Below are 23,502 nucleotides of genomic sequence, written 5' to 3'. Positions count from 1 at the left end.
AGAATGTAATGTCAAAATTATTACACATTAATAGCATTTTCTGTATTACGATAAAGTGTTTACTAAGATATAAAACAATTATTTTAAATATTTTTCTAATATTAACTGAATTGAGGTAGTAAGTGCCTTCCAGTTGACTTATACAATTGGTCAACCAATTATAATCTTTTTATTGATACTATTGGATTAAGGCTAGGCCATGCTATTTGTGCTATTGTTTTATGGACTTTTATTAGAGAAAATAAGTGGAATAATCAAAGCTAACCTTTATAATTAGCTTTCATTTTTATAAAACTGGCAGATATTATATTAATAGTATTTGCCAGTTTTTTATTTTGTTCTTCTAATTTTGAGTTATTTGTGAACTTTTTATAAAGTGTTAATTAAGTGAAAATATTCTTTTTTTAAGGGACTTTTTCATTCAAATAAGATAAATTACTTAAACATTGGTGGAAAATATTTTTGCATTTTAGTTATTACTATTTTTTAATAAAAGGCATAATTATGCGTTATAACGAACCACAAATGTTGACGTCAATTTTGACACAAGCCTCTTCTCTGTCTAAGATTCAAGATAGAACTAATGCATTATGCTCTTTAGCTAAAATTGTTTATGATTTATTGCCTTCACCATTAAATCAACAATGCCGAGTTGCTAACTATCGCCAAGGTGTGTTGATTTTAGAGGTTAGCTCAGCTTGTTGGTTAACTAGATTGAAATATGAACAAAGCAATTTAATTTCTGAAATACGAAAAATTATTTTACCATCCTTATCTTCTATTCAATATCAGATTAATCCAGATATTTCAGTGAGGTGGTCACAGAGCAATTATCAAAGTGATAAGTCATCTTTAACTTCAAGTGTGATGACACAAAAAAGCGCAATGTTTCTATCTGCATTAGCAGAAAATGCACCAGACAAGTTAAAAAAACAATTGATAAAACTTGCTAACCATGCAAAATAAGCGCTGATAATTAGTCTTCAATTTTATAAAATTATATATCTTAAAGATATAAGGAGTGAATAATGGATAAAGGTATGCTTACTTATCTTATAATTGGATTCGTGATTGGTTTTATTATTTGTTTCATTTTTATTAGTGTTATTAGTCCTAAGGCACGTAAATATGCCAAAGTTAAACAAGAGTTAGATCAAACAAAAGATGAATTAATAGCCCAAAAACAAATGATTGCTAAACATTTTTCACATAGTGCAGAAATATTGGATAATATGGCTAAAGATTTTCGTCGCCTTTATCAACATATGGCAGAAAACTCCAGTCAATTTATGGATAGTGGTAATATTCAATCTTTAGATTTTGATTCAAATACAGATTCTAACGAAACAAAAGAAATTACGCTTGATAAGCAGCCTAGAGATTATTCTGATGATTCTTCAGGTTTATTTAAAACGGATGAAAATAAATCTTAACCAATGATTTTATTCTCCGTTACTTAATATTCAAGCAATTTTATAGAGTGTAAATTTTTGTAAAAGCGAGAGTTCTGAGATGATTAATTCATTAAAACAACAAAAAAAATTATTAAGTATTTTAGCTTTAAGTTTAGGAATAAGTTTATCTGTACTTCCGAATACTTATGCAGCTTTTCCTCCTGCCTCAACCGATAATAATACGCAACTGCCAAGTTTGGCGCCTATGCTTGAAACTGTATTACCATCAGTTGTTAGTATTAAAGTTGAAGGAACAGCTCAAATGCAAAATAATATGCCAGAAGAATTTAGACGTTTTTTTGGTTATCCAGATAGCCAATCAAGGGCGTTTACAGGTTTAGGTTCTGGTGTGATTATTGATGCAGAAAAAGGCTATGTTGTTACGAATAATCATGTTATTGATGGTGCTGATAAAATTACGGTTGCTCTAAACGATGGGCATGAATTTAAAGCAAAACTAATCGGTAAGGATCCACAAAGTGATATAGCATTACTTAAAATCGATGATGCCAAAAAATTAACAGCTATTAAATTAGCAGATTCTGATAATTTACGTGTTGGTGATTATGCTGTTGCTATTGGTAATCCATTTGGCATTGGTCAAACTGTTACTTCAGGGATTATTTCAGCTTTAGCTCGTAGTGGACTTAATATGAATGGTTTTGAAAACTTCATTCAAACAGATGCTTCAATTAACCAAGGTAACTCTGGTGGGGCTCTTGTGAATTTAAATGGTGAGCTTGTTGGTATAAATACCGCAATTATTGCTCCAAGTGGTGGTAATGTAGGGATAGGATTTGCAATTCCTAGTAACATGGTAAAAAGTTTAACTTCTCAGCTTATAGAATTTGGTGAAGTAAAACGTGGCGTGCTTGGTATCAAAGGTAATGAATTGACATCGGATATAGCAAAAGCGTTTGATGTTGATGTTCAAAAAGGAGCCTTTGTTAGTGAAGTTATTGAGAATTCAGCCGCACAAGCAGCAGGAATTAAATCTGGCGATATTATTGTCTCGATGGATGGTAAACCAGTTGATAGTTTTGCTGAACTACGTGCAAAAATTGCGACAACTGGAGCAGGGCGAACTGTTAAGCTAGGTTTAATTCGAGATGGCAAAACAATATCTGTCGATGTAAAACTAAAAAATAGCGACGAGACAACAACGGATGCGAAATCGCTACATTCTGCTCTTGATGGTGCAACGCTTAGCAATGGTGAAATTAAAGGCCAAAAAGGTGTTTTAATAGAAAGTATTGCTAAAAATTCGCCTGCGTCTCGACTCAGTTTGCAAGAGGGAGATCTTATTACTGGAGTTAATAAAGAACGAGTAACTAATATTGCAGATCTTAGAAAAATTATTGATAGTCACCCATCAGTAATTGCATTAAATATAATTCGTGGTGATAGTCGTTTATATTTAATTTTACGATAATTAGTCATTTTTTATATCGTCGATGCTTTAGCATCGACGAAAACTTTAATTTTAACCTTTATATAGATGTGTTAAAATCTTCATTATTCTTCCCATTACAATTCTGAAACTAATGCTCAAAAAAATTCTATGGCCAATATTAATTGGAACGGTTTTAGCTATTGTGTTATTGATTATTTTTCCTTCTTTACAAAAAGGAAACCAATCAAATTTTCCAACTTCAATTTTTCATGATGATCCATTAAGTTTTTCTAGTGCTGTTAAAACAGCAGCCCCTGCAGTAGTTAATATTTATAGCCGCTCAATTAATTCTTTTTCTCAGGAATCACAAGATAGTCCAATAACTCCGCTCGGTTCTGGAGTAATTATGAATGGGAATGGGTATATTGTTACTAATTATCATGTAGTTGAAGATGCAGAACAAATTATCGTCGCATTGCAAGATGGACGAATATTTGAAGCTTTATCTGTAGGCTCAGATAAACTTGTTGATCTAGCGGTATTAAAAATAGAGGCTTCAAATATCCCCACTATATTGATAAATCCTCAACGCGAACCTAAAATTGGTGATGTCGTATTAGCCATAGGGAACCCTTACAATATAGGGCAAACTATTACACAAGGTATTATCAGTGCTACAGGTCGTGATGGATTGAGCCCATACAGAAGGCAAAATTTTATTCAAACTGATGCATCAATAAATCATGGCAATTCAGGTGGAGCGCTAGTAAATAGCAAAGGTGAATTAATGGGAATTAATACTCTTACCTTTGCAAAAAATCTAGGCAATGATATTCCTGAAGGAATTGGATTTGCTATCCCAACTGCATTAGCAGTTAAAATCATGAATAAATTAATTCGCGATGGAAAAGTTATTAGAGGATATATAGGAATTGATGGATTAGAATTTGCACCAACTCAAAATCCAAGTGATATGCCAGTGGTGTTAGGTATTTTAGTCACCAGAGCGGAAGGTCCTTCATTACAAGCGGGAATACAAGCTAATGATATTCTGATTATGGTAGATAATAAACCTGTTAAATCAATTGTTGAAACAATGGATCAAATAGCTGAGTTGAAACCTGGTACAATTGTCCCCATTATAGTTCAGCGAAATGGGGAAAAGATTGAACTGCAATTAACAATAGGTCAATTACCTGTTTAATTGTTCTTTTATTTCTTGATTAACTCGACTATTGGCCGTATAATCTGCTGTCTTATCATGTTTTTTTAACACTCGTATGGTGTATAGATTTTGCTTTTATGGCCATTTATATAGCGATACGAAAAACTTTAGAGGTTCATTATGAAAGAAGGTATTCATCCAGAATATACTGCAATTACAGCAACTTGTTCTTGTGGTAACGTTATTAAAACCCATTCTACTGTTGGTCATGATATTCATCTTGACGTATGTGGCGAATGTCACCCATTCTATACTGGTAAACAACGTGATGTTGCAACTGGTGGACGTGTAGATAAGTTCAAACAACGTTTTGCTATGGTTGGTGGTAAAAAATAATTTTTCGGAAAACCATGTCCCAAAATTAATAATAATTGAAAAGGCGCATAAGCGCCTTTTGTTTTTCAAAATTAGTTTTTTAGTTAATAATCAATCAAAATCGGGATTAATACCTAAATCTTGCATCATCTTTTTAGCTTGCTTAGGAATACCGTCTTCACGATCTTTTTGTAAATCATCGTCACAAGGTAAAGGTTGACCGGTATAAGCATGAAGAAAGGCTTCACACAATAATTCACTATTTGTTGCATGACGTAAATTATTGACTTGTCGGCGAGTGCGTTCATCAGTCAATATTTTTAAAACTTTCAACGGAATTGATACTGTAATTTTTTTTACTTGTTCGCTTTTTTTACCATGTTCAGCATAAGGGCTTATATATTCGCCATTCCATTCCATCATCTTGTCACCAAATTACATCACAAATAATGTGGGCAATTCTAACGTTTTTTTTATTTTTCTGCAATCTACACACCAAGATAGTTAGACGTCTAGACATGTTGACGTCCTTATTGAATGTGTTATTCTTATACAATCTGTTGTTGAAGTAAGTAAAGTATTATTTAGAGGAATATTATTATGGTTAGTCAAACCAACAATTTAAGCCAAGGAACAATAGCTGTTCGTGGTGGGATTAATACTGATGAGCAATATGGTAGTGTTGTACCTGTTATTACACCATCTACTTGTTATCGTTATGAAGAATTTGCAAAACCAAGAAAGTTTGATTATGCACGAAAAGCTAATCCTAGTCGGCGATTAGTGGAAGAAACCGTTGCGAAATTAGAAGGTGGTGCAGATGCTATTTTAACAAACTGTGGCATGTCAGCAATTCATCTTATCAGTGTTGCTTTATTAGCGCCAAATGACTTAGTTGTTGCTCCTCATGATTGTTATGGCGGCAGCTATCGACTTTTTAATAGTCTAAGCCAAAAAGGCTATTTTAAAGTGAAATTTGTTGATCAGTCCGATGCAATAGCTTTACAAGAAGCACTTAATTTACATCCTAAATTAGTATTGATTGAAACACCAAGTAACCCATTACTTCGTGTTGTTGATATCAAGAAAATAGCCCAACAAGCACATGATGTTGGATCTTTGGTTTTAGTAGATAATACATTTATGACGCCAATTTTACAAAAACCGTTGGAGCTTGGTGCTGATATAGTCAGCCATTCTTGTACCAAATTTTTAAATGGGCATTCGGATTTATTAGCGGGAATTTTAGTCTTCAAAGACCAACAGCTTGCTACAGATGTTTTATGGTGGGCCAACAATATTGGTACGCTTACTTCATCATTTGATAGTTATCTTTTATTGCGTGGGTTACGAACTCTTGCTGCACGTGTTAATTTGCAACAAGAAAATGCCCAAAAAGTTGTTGAGTTTCTTGTTAATCACCCAAAAATAGCAAAAGTATTTCATCCCTCTTTACCATCTAATCTTGGGCATGATATTGCTAAAGAACAACAAAAAGGGTTTGGCTCGTTACTAAGTTTTGAACTGGTTGGAAATGCCGATGTAATGCCTAAGTTTTTAAAAGCGCTTAAAATTATTACATTAGCTCAATCACTTGGTGGCGTTGAGAGTCTTGTCTGCCACCCAGCAACAATGACACATTCAGGTATTAGTGCAGAAGCACGAAAAACAGCGGGTATTTCAGATCAGCTATTACGTATTTCAGTTGGTTTAGAAGATATTACTGATTTACTAGCTGATTTACAGCAGGCACTTGAAACAATCTAATTGAATTTTTAGATTAAAAAAGGATTGATGATATAATGCTGTAATGTTATTTCATCAACCTATTATTTGCACTTTTATTAAAGTGATGTTTTATTCTTTCTGAAATTTTCTATTTTCTTTTTTATCGCGGTAAAAATTTCATCAATTGAATGCCGTTTAGCTCTACCACAAATTTTTGCCTCTTCATTGCAGACCAAACATTGTCTTGGTTGATTTTCGAATTGAGAACGTGACAGGCTATTTTGTGTAACAATGTCAATAACATCAATATCCCACAAACGCCCTAAGGGATGATTATTTTCGACTTCAATACAATATTTTTTTAGGGTTTTAGCTGAACATTTAATTGCTATGATTGCTTCTGAACCAGTAATGTAATGGAAATGATCTTCATTGATTATTGTTATATCGTTTTGTAAAAAACAGAGATGTAAAGCTTTAATTGCTTCGTCAAAAAGATAACGGGCTCCGCTACTGTTTTTTATAGGACCAGGAATAACTATGCTTAATGATATGATTGGATATTTATAGCATGTCATTGCATGCTTTTGGTTTTCAACTCGCTTTTCCTTGGCTAGTAGCATTTGCTCAAGGGTAATAGGAGTGCCATCATCAAATTTAATTTGCATTTTTTTCATCAAATAGAAAAGTAATAGCATGACACTTTTACATGTCAGGCTATTACTATATTAATAAAGATTAAAATTAATCTTTAACTTGGCGTACGACATCAATAACCGAGCCATCACGGAAATGTACGATACCAACGATTTTATCATTAAATTCGATTGGTTTTGGTTCACCAGTTAAAGACACAGCACGTTGATAAAGCTCTTCAATGCTCATAATTGGTAAATTAGCTGCTTTTAAACGTTCAGCAATTTCTGGACGATTAGGGTTAACAGCAATACCATGGTCAGTGACTAGCACATCAACGCTCTCACCAGGAGTAACTAATGTTGTTACCTTTTTAATTACTGTTGGAATACGGCTACGAATGAGTGGCGCAACAACAATTGTTAAGTTTGCACCAGCAGCTGTATCACAGTGACCACCAGAAGCACCGCGCATTACACCGTCAGAACCAGTTAATACATTAACATTGTAATCAAGGTCGATTTCTAACGCACTTAAAATAACAATATCAAGCTCATCAACACTTGCACCTTTTGAGGCAGGATTTGCATAAACATTAGTTGAAACTTCGATATGATCTTTATTTTTACCTAAAGATTGCCCCGCAGTGCCGTCAAAACTTTGAGTATCTAATAAACGTTTAACTAATCCTTTTTCGTGAAGATCAACAATACTTGCTGTAATACCACCTAAAGCAAATGATGCAGTGATATTTTTCGCACGCATGCGATTTTCAAGGAAACGAGTTGCTGCAGTTGACGATGCACCAGAACCAGTTTGGATTGAAAAACCATCTTTAAAATAACCAGAGTGTTCAATAACATCAGCTGCATAACGAGCGATCATCAGTTCGCGTGGATTGCTAGTTATACGCGCTGCGCCCACACTAATTTTAGTTGGGTCACCCACTTCATCAACTTTAACAATATAATCAACTTGATCTTGGCGAATACTTGCTGGATGGTTAGGATATCCAACAATATCCTCAGTTAATAGTACAACTTTTTTAGCAAATTGCGCATCAACCATAGCATAACCTAGAGCACCACATTGTGATTTTCCTGATACACCATTAGCGTTACCTTGTTCATCAGCGGTTGATACAGCTAAAAATGCGATATCAATGTTAATTTCACCACTTTGGATTAGTTTTACACGTCCACCATGAGAATGGATATGGACTGGGTTTTCCATTAAACCGTGAGAAATCGCATCGGCTAATTTACCGCGTAAACCAGAGGTATAAATTTTAGTAATTACACCAGATTCGATATGAGGAATTAACGCTGAGTTACAGCTTAATAAAGAACTTGAAGCTAGCGTCAAATTTTTAATGCCTAAATTACTGATAGTCTCAACAACTTTGTTGATAACCTTATCGCCTTCACGAAATGCATGGTGAAAAGAGATAGTCATTCCATCACGCAATTCACATTTTTTAATTGCTTGCTCAATAGAATCACACAATTTACGCGTGTATTTAGACTCATCTTTTAAATATGGAGTTGTTGCGTTAGCATCAACAAAAGGCTTAATATTCTTGAGATCAGGGTGCTGTTTAAGCAAATCATCAATTTTTTTGTTTATAGAAGTAGTCATTTTTCAATCCTATCAAATTTCTTTACGTACACCAGAATACTTAGCCAACTCGATAACTTTTCTAGCTCGAGCAATAATCGGTGCATCAATCATTTTGCCATTTAGAGAAATAACGCCAAGGCCTTTTCTTTCTCCTTCTTCTGCTGCTTCAACTACTTTTTGAGCATGTTCAACTTCAGCTGCTGTTGGAGCATAAGCATTGTGGAGCAGGTCAATTTGTCTAGGATTAATGAGCGATTTACCGTTGTAACCTAATTTTTTGATTAAGCTGACTTCTTTCAAGAAACCTTCATCATCATTAACATTAGAGTAAACAACGTCAAAAGCATCAATTTTAGCCACACGTGCTGCATGCAATACTGCACAGCGAGCATAGAATAATTCTGTACCATCGCCACGTTCAGTTTGCATATCAACAAGATAGTCAAATGCAGCTAGCGCAATACCGATTAAACGTGGAGAAGATTTAGCGATAGAAACGGCATTAACAACACCTTGAGCAGATTCGATTGCAGCCATTAATTTAGTGCTACCAACTTCACGCCCACACTCTTTTTCGATTCTTTCAACATGGGCTTCTAACTCATGAATATCTTCAGCACAGTTAGTCATAGGTAAACGTACTACATCAACACCCGCTCGTACAACTGCTTCAAGGTCTTTTAAACCAAATGGAGTATCAAGTGCGTTGATTCGTACTACTGTTTCAATCCCATGCTCTTTATAAACAGGAAGAAGTAAAGTTTGTGCAACTAATAAACGTGCTGAATCTTTTTCCTTAATTGAAACGGCATCTTCAAGATCGAACATGATTGAATCAGGCTTATAAACAAACGAAGTTGATAACATAGCGGCGTTTGCACCTGGAAGAAATAGCATACTTCGACGTAATTTTTTCATAGTAATTTACTCCAATCTAAGTTTTCTTCTTCTGCGCCACGTAAAACTGCACATTGAACTCTAGCTTTAATAGCGCAATCAAGTGCACCTTTATCATCAATAATGATTAAACCGTCGGTTACATTAAGCTCATTTAAAGTTTGATTAACAACCGCACGGATTTGATCGCCAAATTGTTTATTAACATCACTATTAATAACAATTTCAATTCCCGTGTTTGGCATGACTTTGACTAACAAATCGCTAGATTCAAGAGTCCCCGCCATGGCTTCTTTTTGTATTTTCATTTTTTTACCTTTTAAAACGTATTAAATTTTAAATTTATCCAAATTAGCTGAAAGGTAATCCCATGTAGTAGATGGAACTAGTTTTTTTACCTCTTCATACTGCCCTGATGCCAATAATTTTCTTACTAATGAAGCTGATACAATAGTATCACCTTCGGTTATTCGTTGAACTTCAACAAAGGTAATTGCGGAGTGATTACTAACTGCTTTATCTTCAAGCCAATAAGACATCGCTTCATTATAAGCCTTCGTTACTTCGTCATAGGGTTCAGTTCCAACAAATCGATAGTTAATATTAAGCGCTGGAGCAATATAATTTCGGAATATAAGCAGATCGATACCCATATAGGCCTGATCGATTTTTGTCTTATCTTTTAGAAAATAAGTTGGAAATGTTGCTCTTGAAATAATATAAGGAGAACTTGCATGTACCGTCACATTTTGTATCTGTTTAGTACCATCTTTAACTAACTTCAAACGTGTATCAAATGAAAATAGCGATGCATTTTCATTGACAACAAAAACATGCAACCAATCACATTGACTTGCAGCATATTGAATAAGATATTGATGGCCTTTAGTGAAAGGATTAGCATTCATAACAATGCTACCAATTTTGCTCCCTTCTTTTTGTTGCGTGCTTAGTTGTTTACAATATTGCCTTATTCCAACTGGATTGTTTTCCATTAGGACAACAAGATCTGTTATTTCAACAATAGGATAAAACCCACATCCCTTAAAAAAATCTATATTTTCGGGTTTTGTATATAGAAAAAGATGAAAATAGCCGTTTTCATTGGCATATTTTATTGCATGATCCATCAAGGTTAGATTTAGTTGATTGCCACGATAATTAGGATCAATAGCAACACATTTAATAATATTGCGATCAATACCTGCACAAGCAATAATTTGTTCATTGATTTTAGCTACCATAAAAACAGTAACTTGTGAATCCAGATCAAGATCAGAGCGAGATAGCAACTGTTTAACTTCTTTATAATCTTGTTCTGCTTTAGAAATATCAACAACGGCATAATCAACTAAATCGTACATAAATTTACCTCTATTCAGCTACTACATAATTAGTTAGTCGACCAATTCCTGTAATTTCGACTTCAATTGTATCGCCATCTTTCATAAATACTGGAGGATTACGTTTTTTACCAACTCCACCTGGTGATCCAGTAAGAATAACATCACCTGGAGATAAACGTGTAAAAGTACTAATATAAGAAATTAATTCAGGCACAGTATGCACAAGATTTTTAACTGAATCATGTTGCATTTGCTCGCCATTTAAATAAGTAGTTAAAGATAATACTTTTGGATCAGGAATTTCATCGCTTGTTGTAATACATGGACCGAAAGCACCAGTGCTAGGCCAGTTTTTACCTGCGGTAAACCAAGTATATTGCCAGTCGCGAATAGAACCATCCATATAACAGCTATAGCCAGCTACATATGATAACGCATCTTCTTGCTTAATGCGAAAACCAGCTTTACCTATAATAATAGCTAATTCTCCTTCATAATCCAACTCATTAGTAATAGCTGGTTTAATAATGTTGGTTTTATGACCTGTTTGAGAATCAGGGAAACGAACAAAAAGCGTTGGTGCTGAACAGGTTTCATTAAATTCTGCTCGTTTTTCGGCATAGTTCATACCAACACACAAGATTTTATTTGGATTTGGAATAACGGGTAAATAAGTAATATCTTGTTCATCAATGTCACTTGGGGCATTAAGGTAGGTTTTGGCAATAGATAGTCCTTCTTTATCGGCAAGTAGTGATTTTAAATCAGCATATTTATCACCTAATTTTTGCTTTAAATCAACAATACCGTTGTGAGTAAGAAGACCAAAACTTGCTCTACCAGAGACAAGATAACTGACAAGCTTCATGAAAACTCCTTAAAAGCTATTTTGTTAATTGTAAATATTAAATAAAAATGAACAACCTTAGTATAAACCAAGGTTGTTATTTAATATGTAAAATCTATACTAAGAAATTGCCGAGAATAAGTAATGATACTGATACATTAATTGCACCACCAATACGAGTTGCAATTTGTGCAAACGGCATAAGTTCCATACGTTCTGCAGCAGTTAAGATTGCCACGTCACCAGTTCCGCCTTGACCACTTTGACAACAAGAAATAACAGCAGCATCAACAGGATACATACCAAGTTTTTTAGCAACAAAGAAACCAGTAGTAACCAAACTAACAACTGTACAAACAATAACAATTAGGTTTGTGATTGTGAATGCATCTACAATTTTTTCCCAAGGAGTGATAGCAACACCCACCGCAAATAAAATTGGGTAAGTAACAGACGTTTGGAAAAATTTATAAACAACTTGTGACCCACTTAATACTTTAGGTGAAACACCAGATACTAATTTAACAAAAACTGCTGCAAATAGCATTCCTACTGGTGCTGGAATACCAGTCACTTTGTGACCAATCATACCAACCATATAAAGAATAGCTGCTAATAATACACCTGAAGCGAATGTAGTTACATCAATAATCGATTCAGTTTTAGCTGCTTTTTTATCAGCAACTTCATCATCTGCTGGTAATAGTCGACCGTTACCAGTTAAGTGCGGATAAGCTTTACCAATACGATTTAAAATACCACCACAAATAATACCAGTTAAACCACCTAACATTACGATTGGTAAAACACGACCAAGCGCATCACCTTGTTCCATACCTAAGATTGAAGCGTACCCGATTGAAAGTGGAATTGCACCTTCACCAACACCACCAGCCATAATAGGTAATACTAAGAAGAAGAATGTTTCAAATGGTGTTAAACCAAGTAAATAACCAACACCGACACCAACAAGCATACCAACGATTTCACCACATACCATTGGACCGAAGATTTTTAAGAATCCTTGGATAAGTGTTTTCTTATCCATATTCATAATACTACCCACGATGATACAACAGATATATAAATAAAGAATATGTGTATCTTTATAGAATTTTTTTGTTGCAACAACGACTGGTTCAGGAAGAATACCATAATAAACTAATGCAGAAGGAATAAAGGTTGCACAAATTGCGGCAGCTCCCATTTTTCCAACGATCGGCAAACGTTTACCAATTTCGCCACATAGAAAACCAAAAAAAGCACAAGTAACTACCATTACAACGATTTCGCTAGGTAATTTACCTGTTACTAACACTTCAGCAAAAATAAGAATACCTGCGATAATAAATAATGGAAGTGGGATAACACCAATTTTGTAGTTATCCATCAGACGCCACCAATTATATGGCCAACCTGTTAGATTTTCTGTAACAGTCTTACCCGTTGATTCTTTTCCATTAATGTTTTTCTCAGATGAGTTAAAATTCACCATTAATTTTTTTCTCCAAAATAAGTTGATTTATTCAAAATTATTGGCGGGTATATTTACAAAAAATTAATGAAATTTTTGTGATATAAATCATAAATTAACTGTGGTTTTTATGGTTTTAAAGGATATATGTTTTTTTATGCTGTGATACACTTATTTGAACTTAATTTGAAAAGAAAATACAAAAATGCGAAGAAAAATCCACTTATCATTTACCACAAAACTTTTTTTATCGCTTTTGTTTTTTTCGTTGATTGTTCTTGCGCTATTACAAAGCTATATTTGGAACACAACTGAAACAAATTTGTATCGAAGTTTGGGCGAAAAAGCGCAAATTCAAGCAAAAGAGTTATCTGTTTTACCAAGTTTAATTGAATATGTCAAAGATAAAGACACAAATAAAATAGCTAATTTAATCACAGATATATTTAAACAAAGTGATGCAAGCTATATTGTTATTGGCGATGCTAATGCTAACCGTTTATTTCATACAGCTAATAGCCCTTTACATTCCCCCATGGTAGGAGGGGATAATCAAGAGGTTCTTAACGGTAATAGTAGCATCACTATTAGTGAGGGTTCTCTTGGTCTAGCATTAAGGGGGAAAGCTCCAATTATTGAAAACGGTAAGATTATTGGTATAGTCTCGGTCGGTTACATGATTGATGGTATTTATGCATTGCATATAAAACAGTTTATACCGTTTATCATTTTTTGTTCCTTGTTATTCTTAGCATTATTTATCTTTTCATACTGTTTTTCAAAAGCAATTAAAAAACAGATGTTCAATTTAGAGCCTAAAGCAATCGCACTACTGGTAAAAAGCCAAAAGTCGATCATGGAATCGATTTTTGAAGGTGTTATCGCCATTGATCTTAATTATAAAATTATCAATATTAATCAATCTGCTCGCACAATGTTAGATATTAAGATAAATGATGACGAGTTACATAAACATGATTTAAGCGAATTTATCACCTCAAGTGACTTTATCTACAAAAAAGAAAATCAAACTGAAGACATACACGATCATATATGCTATTTCAATAACATGATTGTTATTGCCAGCCGAGTTCGAGTGGTTATTGATGATAAAATTCAAGGCTGGGTAATTACTTTTCGTAATTTTGATGATATTAATGTATTAAGTATGCAATTAACGCAAGTAACACAATATGTCGATAATTTACGCGCATTAAGGCATGAACATCTTAACTGGTTAGCAACGCTATCAGGTTTAATATATATGAAACGGTATGATGAAGCGCAATCATTTATTGCATTGCATTCTGCCGATAACCAAAGTAATTTAGACTTTATTACCAAACATTTTAATGTGCCGGCTATATGTGGTTTATTAATTGGCAAATATTCAAAAGCACACGAAATTGGCTTAAATCTAGTATTTGATCCAGCATGCCAATTAAATGCATTACCTTCACTTATCACCGAAATAGAATTTATGTCAATTTTAGGAAATTTGCTTGATAATGCTTTTAATGCTAGCTTAAAAAATGATCGTGGTGATAAAACCATTTATCTCTATCTAAGCGACGCAACAAATGAAGTTGTATTAGAGGTAACTGATCAAGGCTGTGGCATTGATGAAAATATTCGCGATTCAATTTTCGAACCTGGCGTCACATCGCAAGAAGGTAAAGAACACGGTATTGGTTTACACCTTGTTTCGACCTATATAAAAAAGGCCAATGGTTATATTACATTTGAAGATAATACCCCTTATGGAACAATTTTTTCTGTATTTATACCTAAATAATAAAAAGGCAATTATATGAATCAATTTCAAGAAGATAATATCAAAGTGCTTATTGTTGAAGATGAGCCAATTTTAGCAGAACTAAATGCAGAGTTTATTCAAAAAGATACAAAGGTTAAAGTAATTGGAATAGCTTCAACACTAGAAGAAGCTAAAATAATGGTAGAAAAACTAAAACCGACCTTAATATTACTCGATAATTATTTACCTGACGGCAAAGGAATAGAATTATTTGAATACATCATAAATAATCATCTAGATTGCTATGTTATTTTTATTACAGCCGCAAGTGATATGGATACTTGTAGTAAAGCGATTCGTTATGGCGCTTTTGACTACTTAATAAAGCCCGTATCTTACCAAAGGCTAAAACACTCGCTTGAGCGTTTTGAACTATTTTTATACCGACAAAGCCTACAAAAACATGTCAATCAACGAAAAATAGACGAACTTTTCAATTTGCAAACTAAAGATTTTGTTGATATGAACCGCCACTCCAAAGGGATTGAAGAAATCACACTACAAAAAGTCAAAGACTTATTTATGCAAACCGATAAAGCACTCACTGTTGACGAAATAGTCGAAAAAGCCAATATTAGCAAAACAACTGCTAGGCGATATTTAGAATATTGTGTACAAATCAAATTATTAACAGTCGAACTTAATCATGGAAAAATTGGACGACCAGAAAGGCTATATAAACGTTTAGGGAAATAGTATTTTATCTGTTTCAGATAAAATACTAGCTTTGAAAACATACTTATTTGAGTTTTTTTTCAGTTATTGGTACTAGTAACAAAGGAAAAAACAGCTTCTATAACAACCAAATACCTATATCTACCTTATTTTGGCGTTAGAATACGCAGCAACTGAGTAAGGTAGTACGCCAAACAAGGATGTTTGGATCGAATGTTACCACCGATACTACTCATTTCCCCAAAAGGGAAAAATATTTAAAACCACTACTTCAAACAATACCACTGTCCTCTATAACTGTCTGATTTAATTAAAAAAAAACGAAATAAAAAACTTCAATAAAATCAATACTCTACCTGAACGTTTTTAGAGCAAAAAATCTAACAATACCACAAGATTAATATACTCGCTTTACCATGGGGTTTAAATGTGCCAATAGCTAAGCGAGGTTATTCCACTAAATAGGGTGAGCTGGAATGTAGGTGTAGATATTAATAATTTCACCAAATCTCAAAATAACGGAAACATAACACCTTATTTTAATTATAAAATTTACCCATCTATAAAACCGAATCGTTTTCATCTTTACATTTCTTTATAAAAAAGTCCGCCAAAAAACTAGCCAACTATTTTATAAATGGTTATACTTTTATCGCTGTAGGAAAACAAGCTTATTAAATAAGCAAATAATTATAAAAATTCAAATAAAACAAAATATTACTTGACACGAGGAATGTAATGCATTATCATTTTAGGCACAAGGCACAAGGCACAAGCACTGGCAAACCTATGTCTTAAATTTATCAAATAATCCTATTCGACGAGTTTTTACACTAAGCTCATTTATACTTTCCAAATTATCTCTCAAATTATTATCGAAATTATTGCTCAAATCACCTAAAACAGCTTTGCTGGTATTAGCACTGTTATTATTGTCATCGTCATGGAATTTACAGGCGAATGGCAAAAAATCTCGAACAGGTAATCGTAGTGATGCAATAGTAATACCGTCGCCAGTTATCAATTATGTAAGGCCGAATCTAGAATTGGGTAACGGCAAATATGCAGGCCCAGCTGACATATGGAGTCCTGATAAGGGCTTCTTAGTTCAATCAATCAATTCTGAATCATACAATTTAAATTTCCCGACCACTGGTATGGATGGTTTATATTTTGATTTACTTATAACAGGAATAGAACCAGAAGAGTTGACATGGGAACCAGTCACGCATGAGGGAATTACTGCAACAGTGACAAATGTTGTAGCTAATGATATTTGGATTCCTAAAGAAGATAAGAGACAAGTTGTCGCTCGTGTTAAGCTAACAGGTCCAGAGGCAAGAAATCAATGGTACAATCCTCATCCTAACCTAATAGCTAAGCCACAGTTACCGCAGACGTTTGAGTTAGTGGGTAGAGATATAAAAACTAATGATGAGGTAGTAAAATATGGGTTTGTGTTGAGGCAGTGGTTCGTCAATCGGGGGGACAAATGGCACTATTATAGTGACCAGTTAGCATGGTGTAATGGTTTGGGTTATCGCATGTCGAGGGTAAGGGATTTAACCAATGGGAAGTGTGGTACATGGGGGGGGGTGAGTTTTTTCCCATGTATAAATGGCGTAGATGGCGCCACGCCGTCGTCAGTACATAGTGGATACCAACGTCGTATAGGCGCTGGATTTTTCACGGAGTGGGGCGAAATGCTCAGCTACCCTGATGCGGGCTTCAGAGGCTACGGCTGCTGGGCATATGGCGCACCGGGTAGCAGCTACCATGTCGACTCGCACGGCGGCTGGGTCGTCGACTACGATAACAACATCGATTATGTTGTTTGCACCACACCTTAGTTTTTAGCGTTTAATTCTTAATCCTTAGGGCGCGGGGGTGGTTATGGTGCTTGAGAGGATAATATAACAAAGAATAAAGCCCCCGCGTAAGTTGGGGCGCTGAGCAGGCAAAGCCTGCAAGCCTTGGGCTTTAATGGCAGAAAACCAAAATAGCACCTCGACCGATACGACTTAAAAGCTTGCGCTTTTGCTATTAACTGGTTGTTATTAACAAGTTGTTATTAATAGCTATTATCAAATAACAAAAGCGATTTTCTTAAAAAGCCAAATTCAATGTAATAAAAAAATAACCACCCTATAAGTGTTTGATTTCATTTAGAAATAAAAATAAAAACTTCAATCAAATCAATAGTCTACCTGAACGTTTTTAGAGCAAAACACACTTATAGCACCACAATGCTAATATGCCTGCCTTATCACAGCATCAAAATATACCGATAACAAAGTAAAGCTAGCACGTCAAACTGGGCTGTTGGGCGTGTTTGTGTTTTAGATGTTATTAGCAATATTAATCATTCCGCAAAAGCCAATATGTCCTAAAGCTAACACCCTATTTTAATTATAAAATTAACCTATCTATAAAACCGAATCGTTTTCATCTTTACATTTCTTTACAAAAAAGTCCGCCAAAAAACTAGCCAACTATTTTTTAAACGGCTATACTCTTATTGCTATAGGAAAATAAGCGAATAATTATAAAAAATTCAAATAAAACAAAATATTACTTGACACGAGGAACGTAATGCAGTATCATTTTTGGCACAAGGCACAAGGCACAAGCACTGGCTAACCTACGTCTTAAATTTATCAAATAACCCTATTCGACAAGTTTTTACTCGAAACTTATTTATACCTTCCAAATTATTTCTCGAATTATTTTCGAAATTATCTACAAAACTATTTTCAAAAATCCCATTGGCATTAGCACCGTTGTTATTATTGCCGTACTCATTAGAATCGCAGGCATTATCGGCTACTACTTTTAATTACATTCAGGGTACTGCACCTTATTTAACCTTTGATGGCGGTGTTACTAAAGTGACTAAAACAGATGACTTATTAACTATTAAATTATCAAATGGACGAACATTCACACCGCAAAATAATCCTTCATCATCGACAGTGCCAATCGAGTTACCTAATATAGGGGATACTTTGGCTAATATCGATATGATAGTCCAGCCAGCTGATTCAGTGAGCTTAAATGATTTGGTGACACAGGGTAAATGGGGCGATGATGATGGTGATAATCAGGTAACGGCAATGGGGAATATATCGGTATCATTTACGGATAAAAATGGTAATACCGTTAGTCGTCGTGATGCATTAGATATTTGTAAGGCACCTTATAAGATAACATTAAGTAGTACGGGAGGTAGTTTAGCAACGCAGTATGGCGTGCCCAAAAGTAGTACTTTCAGTGAAGGTACTGCGGTGTATTATATCACTCCGCCGCCACAACCAGTTATTTGTTCGGTCAGGCCGAATTTGCTATATGGTGGTACGACTGGTATCGATTCTAACGACAATCCTAAATTCGCTGGCCCATCTAGCATATGGAGTACTACTAAGGGTTTTCTAACTCAATCTACAAGTTCCTCATCTTACGATTTAAATTTCCCAACTACAGGTGCGCATAATTTATATTTTGATTTACTCATAAGTGGAGTAGATATAAATGAATTGACATGGGCACCTGTCACGCATGAGGGAATTACTGCAACAGTGGCAAATGTTGTACCTAATGATAGGTGGATTCCTAATTGGGATAAGGGAAAAGCCGTAGCTCGTGTTAGGCTAACAGGTCCAGAAGCAAGAAATCAATGGAACAACCCTAATCCTAATCGAATAGCTAAGCCAAGGTTACCGAAAACCTTTGAGTTAGTGGGAAAGGATCGTAGTAACAATGTAGTGGTAAGGTATGGATTTAAGTTAAAGCAGTGGTTTGTTAACCGAGGAAGTAAATACGATACAGTTTCTGTTCAAACAACATGGTGTAGTCGTTTGGGGTATCGTCTTTCGCAGGTAAGAGATTTAACCAATGCAGTCAGAACAGCTAGTGTTCCTATTTCTGGCGCCACGCCTTCTTCAGTTTGGAATGGTTACCAGCGTCGAATTGGAGCTGGATTTTTCACGGAGTGGGGCTACATGTCTCATTATGCTGATGCGGACTTCGCCTACAGCACCCACTCCCACTATGGTTACTGGATGAGTGATGCCATATCTAACAGTCAGTTTTATGTCTACTCCGACACAGGCTATATCAATAGCAATAACATGGGTGCCACCTTCGGCTATTATGCTGTTTGCACCACACCTTAGTTTTTAGCTTTTATTACTTAATCCTTAGGGCGAAGGGGCGATTCTGGTGCAAATAGAGGTAATCTAACAAAGAACCCAGCCCCCGCTCAGTTGGACGCTGAGCAGGTATGACTGCATTAATGACTGAAAGTCAAAAAATGCTCCCGACCGACTATGCATAGGCATGGTTGGCATTAAAAGGGTAAGTTTTAAATGTAATTTGTTCGGTAATGTTTCGGATGTTGACTCTAGCGTTATTTATTTTCCCAAAGGTTAAAACGTCCGAAACTTAACCTCATCCACATAGACTTTACTTAAATACAAAATCCCCAAAAACGGACTATAATTATTTAATTCTATTAAAAAATAACCAATAAAAATTTAATAAAATCAATTGAATATCTAAGCTGTTTTATAGAAAAACATTTCGATTTTTCACAACACTTAAAGGTTAATATAGTCATTAATCTAGCATTAGAATAAGCCCAGAGCTGATAAAGGGCTGTAGCAAAAATAGTCAGTTAGAATGTTGATTTTATTTGTATTTTTTGCAAAAACAAATAATTTATAATTAGTTATTTCCATAAATGATTATTTATTATAATTAAACTTGACAAAGCATGAGCAACTGTTGATAATAGCGCCGTTTTTTTAACCTGAATTTTTTGTTATAGCGAGGTGGCAAAATGCCTGTAGTTAACACTTTATCTTAATGCCGACTTGGTATCTTCTATCATATTGTCTTTTGCTTAGTATTATCTAAGCCCTTTCGTTGCAATTCAATCTATAGATTTTTGCCTTGTCGGTTTTCCCTTATTTTTTTGGAGAAAACATTATGACAAAGGAATCTTATATTCAAAATTTAGAATTAATTAAATATCCACGAACACTGCACCTAGAAAGCTCACGCTTACAGTTTGGTGATAGTGAACATGGACAACGTCCTTATAAACAATTAGCTGGTCAATATATCGTTATTGAAGAAAAACTTGACGGTGCAAACTGTGCTATCAGTTTTTCAGCTAGTGGTGAGCTGTTGCTTCAATCTCGAGGACATTACTTAATAGGTGGTTCACGAGAACGCCAATTCAACCTTTTAAAGCATTGGGCTTGCGTGCATGAATATTGGTTACTTGAGCGTTTAGAAGATCGCTATATTCTTTATGGTGAATGGTTACACAAAAAACATGCTATTTTTTATGATGCTTTACCGCACTATTTTTGCGAGTTTGATATTTGGGATAGACAACAAAACTGTTTTTTATCTACCCTAAAGCGACATCAATTATTAGCTGATGGTCCTGTTTTATCGGTGCCTGTGTTGTTTGCAGGGATTGCACCTTCTAAATTGAGCGATTTATTGGCGTTAGTCAAACCATCTTTGGCTAAAACCGCTAATTGGCGTACTTGCTTTGAACAAAACGTGATGCGTGAAAAGCTTGACTTAAGCAAAGCTTGGCAACAATGCGATAACTCTGACTTGATGGAAGGGTTATATCTTAAAATCGAATCGGAAGAACAAACCATTGATCGATTAAAATGGGTTAGGCAGGATTTTGTTCAGGCGATTTTAGATGCAGGGCAACATCATAGTGAACAGCCTTTTATTCCAAACCAATTGGCTCAAGGTGTTGAGTTATATACACCTCAATTAACAGTGAATTGGAATAATGGATGCCTAAACGGGGGTAAATTATGAATTACCAAGTACTAAAACAACAAATAGCAAGTACGTTGGCAACAGATGATTTTAGCCCATGGTTAACCTGTATTCCTGAATTGAATAGTTTAATAATAACGCCACAAGATCCCTCGCATCATGGAGAGGGGAACGTTTGGGTTCATACGCAAATGGTTGTGCGTGCATTATTAACGCAAGAAGAGTTTACCAACGCAACAGAAGATGAGCAGTTTGTATTATTTATGACTGCTTTATTGCATGATATTGCGAAGCCAGAAACCACCGTCATAGATGAGTTGACAGGTAAAATTACACAACCAAGGCATTCCAAAAAAGGCGAGATCCGTAGTCGTATATTATTATGGCGAATGGGGGTGCCATTTGATTTGCGGGAACAAATCTGCCGAATTATTAGTGTACATCAAGTGCCTTTTTTTGCTTTAAGTGATGGCGTAAGAAATAAATCACCCGAATATTTAATTCACCGCTTATCGTGGCAATTGCCTATTTGGATGTTGTGTTTGCAAGCTAAATCAGATATGGAAGGTCGTATTTGTGCTGATAAACGCCGAGCGCTTGATGAAGTTGAACTCTTTAGGCAATTGGCACTTGAAGAAGGGTGTTTATATCAACCTCGCCAATTTGTTGATGATTATACTCGTATCGAATATTTTCGAGGTAGTAATGTATTACCCGATTATGCATTATATCCTCAAGAAGGATCTAAGGTGATTATGCTAGCTGGTTTACCTGCATCGGGTAAAAATAGTTGGGTGAGTAAACATTATCCAACATGGGATGTTGCTTCTTATGATGATGCTAGATCTGAGCTAAAACTAAAGCACGGTGAAAACGAAGGGCTGGTTATTCAGTTTGTGTTAGCAAAGGTTAAACAGTGGTTAAGAACAAAACAACCTTTTATTTGGAATGCGACCCACTTATCGCAAGAAATGCGTCAAAAAGCACTCGATTTGCTTTATGCTTATCATGCGAATGTGGAAATTGTCTATCTTGAACAACCAGAAAAAGAGTTGTATCGCCGTAATTCAGCACGAGATACTACGTTGCCAAATAAAGCAATTCAGCGGTTATTAAATAAATGGGAAGTTCCATTACCGACTGAAGCACATAAGGTGAGTTATTTTATTAATCAATAATTATTACTCATCTTTGGTTATATTAATTGGGGCCGATATTAAAGCCCCAAAATTAATTGGAGAATAGTGTTAAATATTAAATTCTGTTATTTTTAATTACTTTTTATATCAATAAATCTTATCTTTTTATTGTCTTGTTTTATCCATTATATTGAGACAAAAACCAAGTAATCGCAATTAAATCTGCTGATCCGCCAGGGCTTAAATTACGTTTTATTAATTCACTGTCAAGATGATATAAATTTTCTCGTACTTTGGGATTGATTACCCCACCTTGTTTGATGAGTTTTTTCGCTTGTTCTTGGACAAAGGTCAAGCCATCAAGTCCACCTCGTGAAACTACATTAGTATCTTGATTAAAAGCAAGTAAATGTAACATCGCTTGTAATAAGCAAGTTTCTTCATCGTAGCCGTTCTTTTGCATTTGTTGAAAGATAGGCAGTGAGATATTTCTAACTGTTGCATAACCTGATTCTGCTTCTCCTCTTGCTCCTGTAAGGTTATGGAGTTTAAATAGCTTTTCACCAACAGAATTTGTTAGATTATTTTGTTTTAGCTCGCTTTGAACAATGCCTTGGCAAATGGATGAAACTTCGTTACAAATGCTTTGTATATTGATTGGTAAGTTTAATTGCTCTAACTTGCCAATAGCGCCGAGCAACAAACCAAAGGCAAATATCCCGCCTTTATGAGTATTAACTTGATTGGTGGCTTTAAACATCGCTTGTTCGCAATTAATACCAATTGGTCTAATGCCAGCTAAAAAAAGTTGATTTTTATGCAAAGCTGATGTTTTACCATATTGGTAAAAACGTTCAAACCAGACACAAATAGCACTAATACTTTGAATAAAGGTCTGGAAATCCATATCACGATGTGCACCACTATTATTCATATCAACTAATCCGGGTTTTGGTGATAAGCAAATTTCTTTGATTAATGCTTTAGTTGCTAATTGCGCTGATAAACATCGGTTAGGGTCATTATTGAGTTGTAATTCTAATAATGCTACTTGCTGAGAATAATCACTCATTACTATTGGTTACCTATAGGGATTCGATTTAATTAATTTGCATGATGCTATGAT

20 protein-coding genes and 1 pseudogene are annotated in these 23,502 nt (G+C 34.9%); 12 read left to right on the top strand and 9 right to left on the bottom strand.

All coding sequences use genetic code 11. The annotated features are described in order from the left end of the window. Positions 1-504 precede the first annotated feature (504 nt). The 5 genes from GYW75_RS05130 to rpmE all read left to right on the top strand — a co-directional run bounded on the left by GYW75_RS05130 (position 505) and on the right by rpmE (position 4,408). On the top strand, positions 505-966 hold the full coding sequence (locus tag GYW75_RS05130) for a DUF721 domain-containing protein (protein ID WP_174798673.1): 462 nt from the start codon (positions 505-507) through the stop codon (positions 964-966). Positions 967-1,028: 62 nt separating this feature from the next. After that, positions 1,029-1,433, top strand: a complete 405-nt coding sequence (locus tag GYW75_RS05125; protein ID WP_065561406.1) for a YhcB family protein — start codon at positions 1,029-1,031, stop codon at positions 1,431-1,433. 79 nt (positions 1,434-1,512) lie between these two features. Continuing rightward, complete coding sequence (locus tag GYW75_RS05120) at positions 1,513-2,886, top strand: Do family serine endopeptidase (RefSeq protein ID WP_065609090.1); 1,374 nt, start codon at positions 1,513-1,515, stop codon at positions 2,884-2,886. A gap of 112 nt (positions 2,887-2,998) precedes the next feature. Then, positions 2,999-4,051 (top strand): outer membrane-stress sensor serine endopeptidase DegS, encoded by a 1,053-nt coding sequence (degS, locus tag GYW75_RS05115; protein WP_174798672.1) that lies wholly within the window; start codon positions 2,999-3,001, stop codon positions 4,049-4,051. A 141-nt stretch (positions 4,052-4,192) separates the two neighbouring features. After that, complete coding sequence (gene rpmE, locus GYW75_RS05110; RefSeq protein ID WP_034914396.1) at positions 4,193-4,408, top strand: 50S ribosomal protein L31; 216 nt, start codon at positions 4,193-4,195, stop codon at positions 4,406-4,408. A 90-nt stretch (positions 4,409-4,498) separates the two neighbouring features. Here rpmE and metJ read toward each other — a convergent pair whose 3' ends face one another. Then, a complete protein-coding gene (metJ, locus tag GYW75_RS05105; protein ID WP_034914400.1) occupies positions 4,499-4,810 on the bottom strand; it encodes a met regulon transcriptional regulator MetJ in 312 nt (103 codons plus the stop codon). A 177-nt stretch (positions 4,811-4,987) separates the two neighbouring features. Here metJ and metB point away from each other — a divergent pair, with 177 nt between their 5' ends. Further along, positions 4,988-6,154: a cystathionine gamma-synthase gene (gene metB, locus GYW75_RS05100; protein ID WP_174798671.1), complete on the top strand. Its 1,167-nt coding sequence runs from the start codon at positions 4,988-4,990 to the stop codon at positions 6,152-6,154. A gap of 77 nt (positions 6,155-6,231) precedes the next feature. On the opposite strand, the gene citX is transcribed toward metB, so the two are convergent. From citX to GYW75_RS05065, 7 genes and pseudogenes are all read right to left on the bottom strand, one after another. Continuing rightward, the gene (gene citX / locus GYW75_RS05095; protein ID WP_065589422.1) at positions 6,232-6,783 is read right to left on the bottom strand and encodes a citrate lyase holo-[acyl-carrier protein] synthase; all 552 of its coding nucleotides are present in this window, start codon (positions 6,781-6,783) and stop codon (positions 6,232-6,234) included. Positions 6,784-6,859: 76 nt separating this feature from the next. Next, a complete protein-coding gene (gene citF / locus GYW75_RS05090; RefSeq protein WP_065589423.1) occupies positions 6,860-8,389 on the bottom strand; it encodes a citrate lyase subunit alpha in 1,530 nt (509 codons plus the stop codon). A 12-nt stretch (positions 8,390-8,401) separates the two neighbouring features. Then, positions 8,402-9,289, bottom strand: coding sequence for a citrate (pro-3S)-lyase subunit beta (gene citE / locus GYW75_RS05085; protein ID WP_034914409.1), 888 nt, complete (start codon positions 9,287-9,289; stop codon positions 8,402-8,404). Continuing rightward, on the bottom strand, positions 9,286-9,576 hold the full coding sequence (gene citD, locus GYW75_RS05080; RefSeq protein ID WP_065589424.1) for a citrate lyase acyl carrier protein: 291 nt from the start codon (positions 9,574-9,576) through the stop codon (positions 9,286-9,288). The genes citE and citD overlap by 4 nt, the downstream gene beginning before the upstream one ends. A 21-nt stretch (positions 9,577-9,597) precedes the next feature. After that, the gene (gene citC, locus GYW75_RS05075) at positions 9,598-10,632 is read right to left on the bottom strand and encodes a [citrate (pro-3S)-lyase] ligase (RefSeq protein WP_065589425.1); all 1,035 of its coding nucleotides are present in this window, start codon (positions 10,630-10,632) and stop codon (positions 9,598-9,600) included. 10 nt (positions 10,633-10,642) lie between these two features. Next, positions 10,643-11,482: a fumarylacetoacetate hydrolase family protein gene (locus GYW75_RS05070; protein WP_174798670.1), complete on the bottom strand. Its 840-nt coding sequence runs from the start codon at positions 11,480-11,482 to the stop codon at positions 10,643-10,645. A 94-nt stretch (positions 11,483-11,576) separates the two neighbouring features. Continuing rightward, positions 11,577-12,863: pseudogene (locus tag GYW75_RS05065) on the bottom strand (2-hydroxycarboxylate transporter family protein); the annotation flags it as partial. Positions 12,864-13,140: 277 nt separating this feature from the next. Here GYW75_RS05065 and GYW75_RS05060 point away from each other — a divergent pair. From GYW75_RS05060 to GYW75_RS05035, 6 genes are all read left to right on the top strand, one after another. Then, on the top strand, positions 13,141-14,730 hold the full coding sequence (locus GYW75_RS05060) for an ATP-binding protein (protein ID WP_174798669.1): 1,590 nt from the start codon (positions 13,141-13,143) through the stop codon (positions 14,728-14,730). A 15-nt stretch (positions 14,731-14,745) separates the two neighbouring features. Beyond that, positions 14,746-15,447, top strand: a complete 702-nt coding sequence (locus GYW75_RS05055; RefSeq protein WP_034914423.1) for a response regulator — start codon at positions 14,746-14,748, stop codon at positions 15,445-15,447. Positions 15,448-16,334: 887 nt separating this feature from the next. Then, positions 16,335-17,276, top strand: a complete 942-nt coding sequence (locus GYW75_RS05050) for a hypothetical protein (RefSeq protein WP_238786405.1) — start codon at positions 16,335-16,337, stop codon at positions 17,274-17,276. 915 nt (positions 17,277-18,191) lie between these two features. Then, the gene (locus GYW75_RS05045; protein WP_238786404.1) at positions 18,192-19,598 is read left to right on the top strand and encodes a hypothetical protein; all 1,407 of its coding nucleotides are present in this window, start codon (positions 18,192-18,194) and stop codon (positions 19,596-19,598) included. 814 nt (positions 19,599-20,412) lie between these two features. Beyond that, positions 20,413-21,276, top strand: a complete 864-nt coding sequence (locus tag GYW75_RS05040) for an RNA ligase family protein (protein WP_174798666.1) — start codon at positions 20,413-20,415, stop codon at positions 21,274-21,276. After that, entirely contained in the window at positions 21,273-22,415 is a 1,143-nt protein-coding gene (locus tag GYW75_RS05035) for an AAA family ATPase (RefSeq protein WP_174798665.1), read from the top strand. The genes GYW75_RS05040 and GYW75_RS05035 overlap by 4 nt, the downstream gene beginning before the upstream one ends. Positions 22,416-22,554: 139 nt before the next feature. Here GYW75_RS05035 and citG read toward each other — a convergent pair whose 3' ends face one another. Then, the gene (gene citG / locus GYW75_RS05030; protein ID WP_174798664.1) at positions 22,555-23,448 is read right to left on the bottom strand and encodes a triphosphoribosyl-dephospho-CoA synthase CitG; all 894 of its coding nucleotides are present in this window, start codon (positions 23,446-23,448) and stop codon (positions 22,555-22,557) included. Positions 23,449-23,502: the final 54 nt, after the last annotated feature.

It is taken from the genome of Gilliamella sp. ESL0232, assembly GCF_013346885.1.
GTDB classification, from domain to species: Bacteria; Pseudomonadota; Gammaproteobacteria; order Enterobacterales; family Orbaceae; genus Gilliamella; species Gilliamella bombi.
This window is presented reverse-complemented; position numbering and strand designations above follow the sequence as displayed.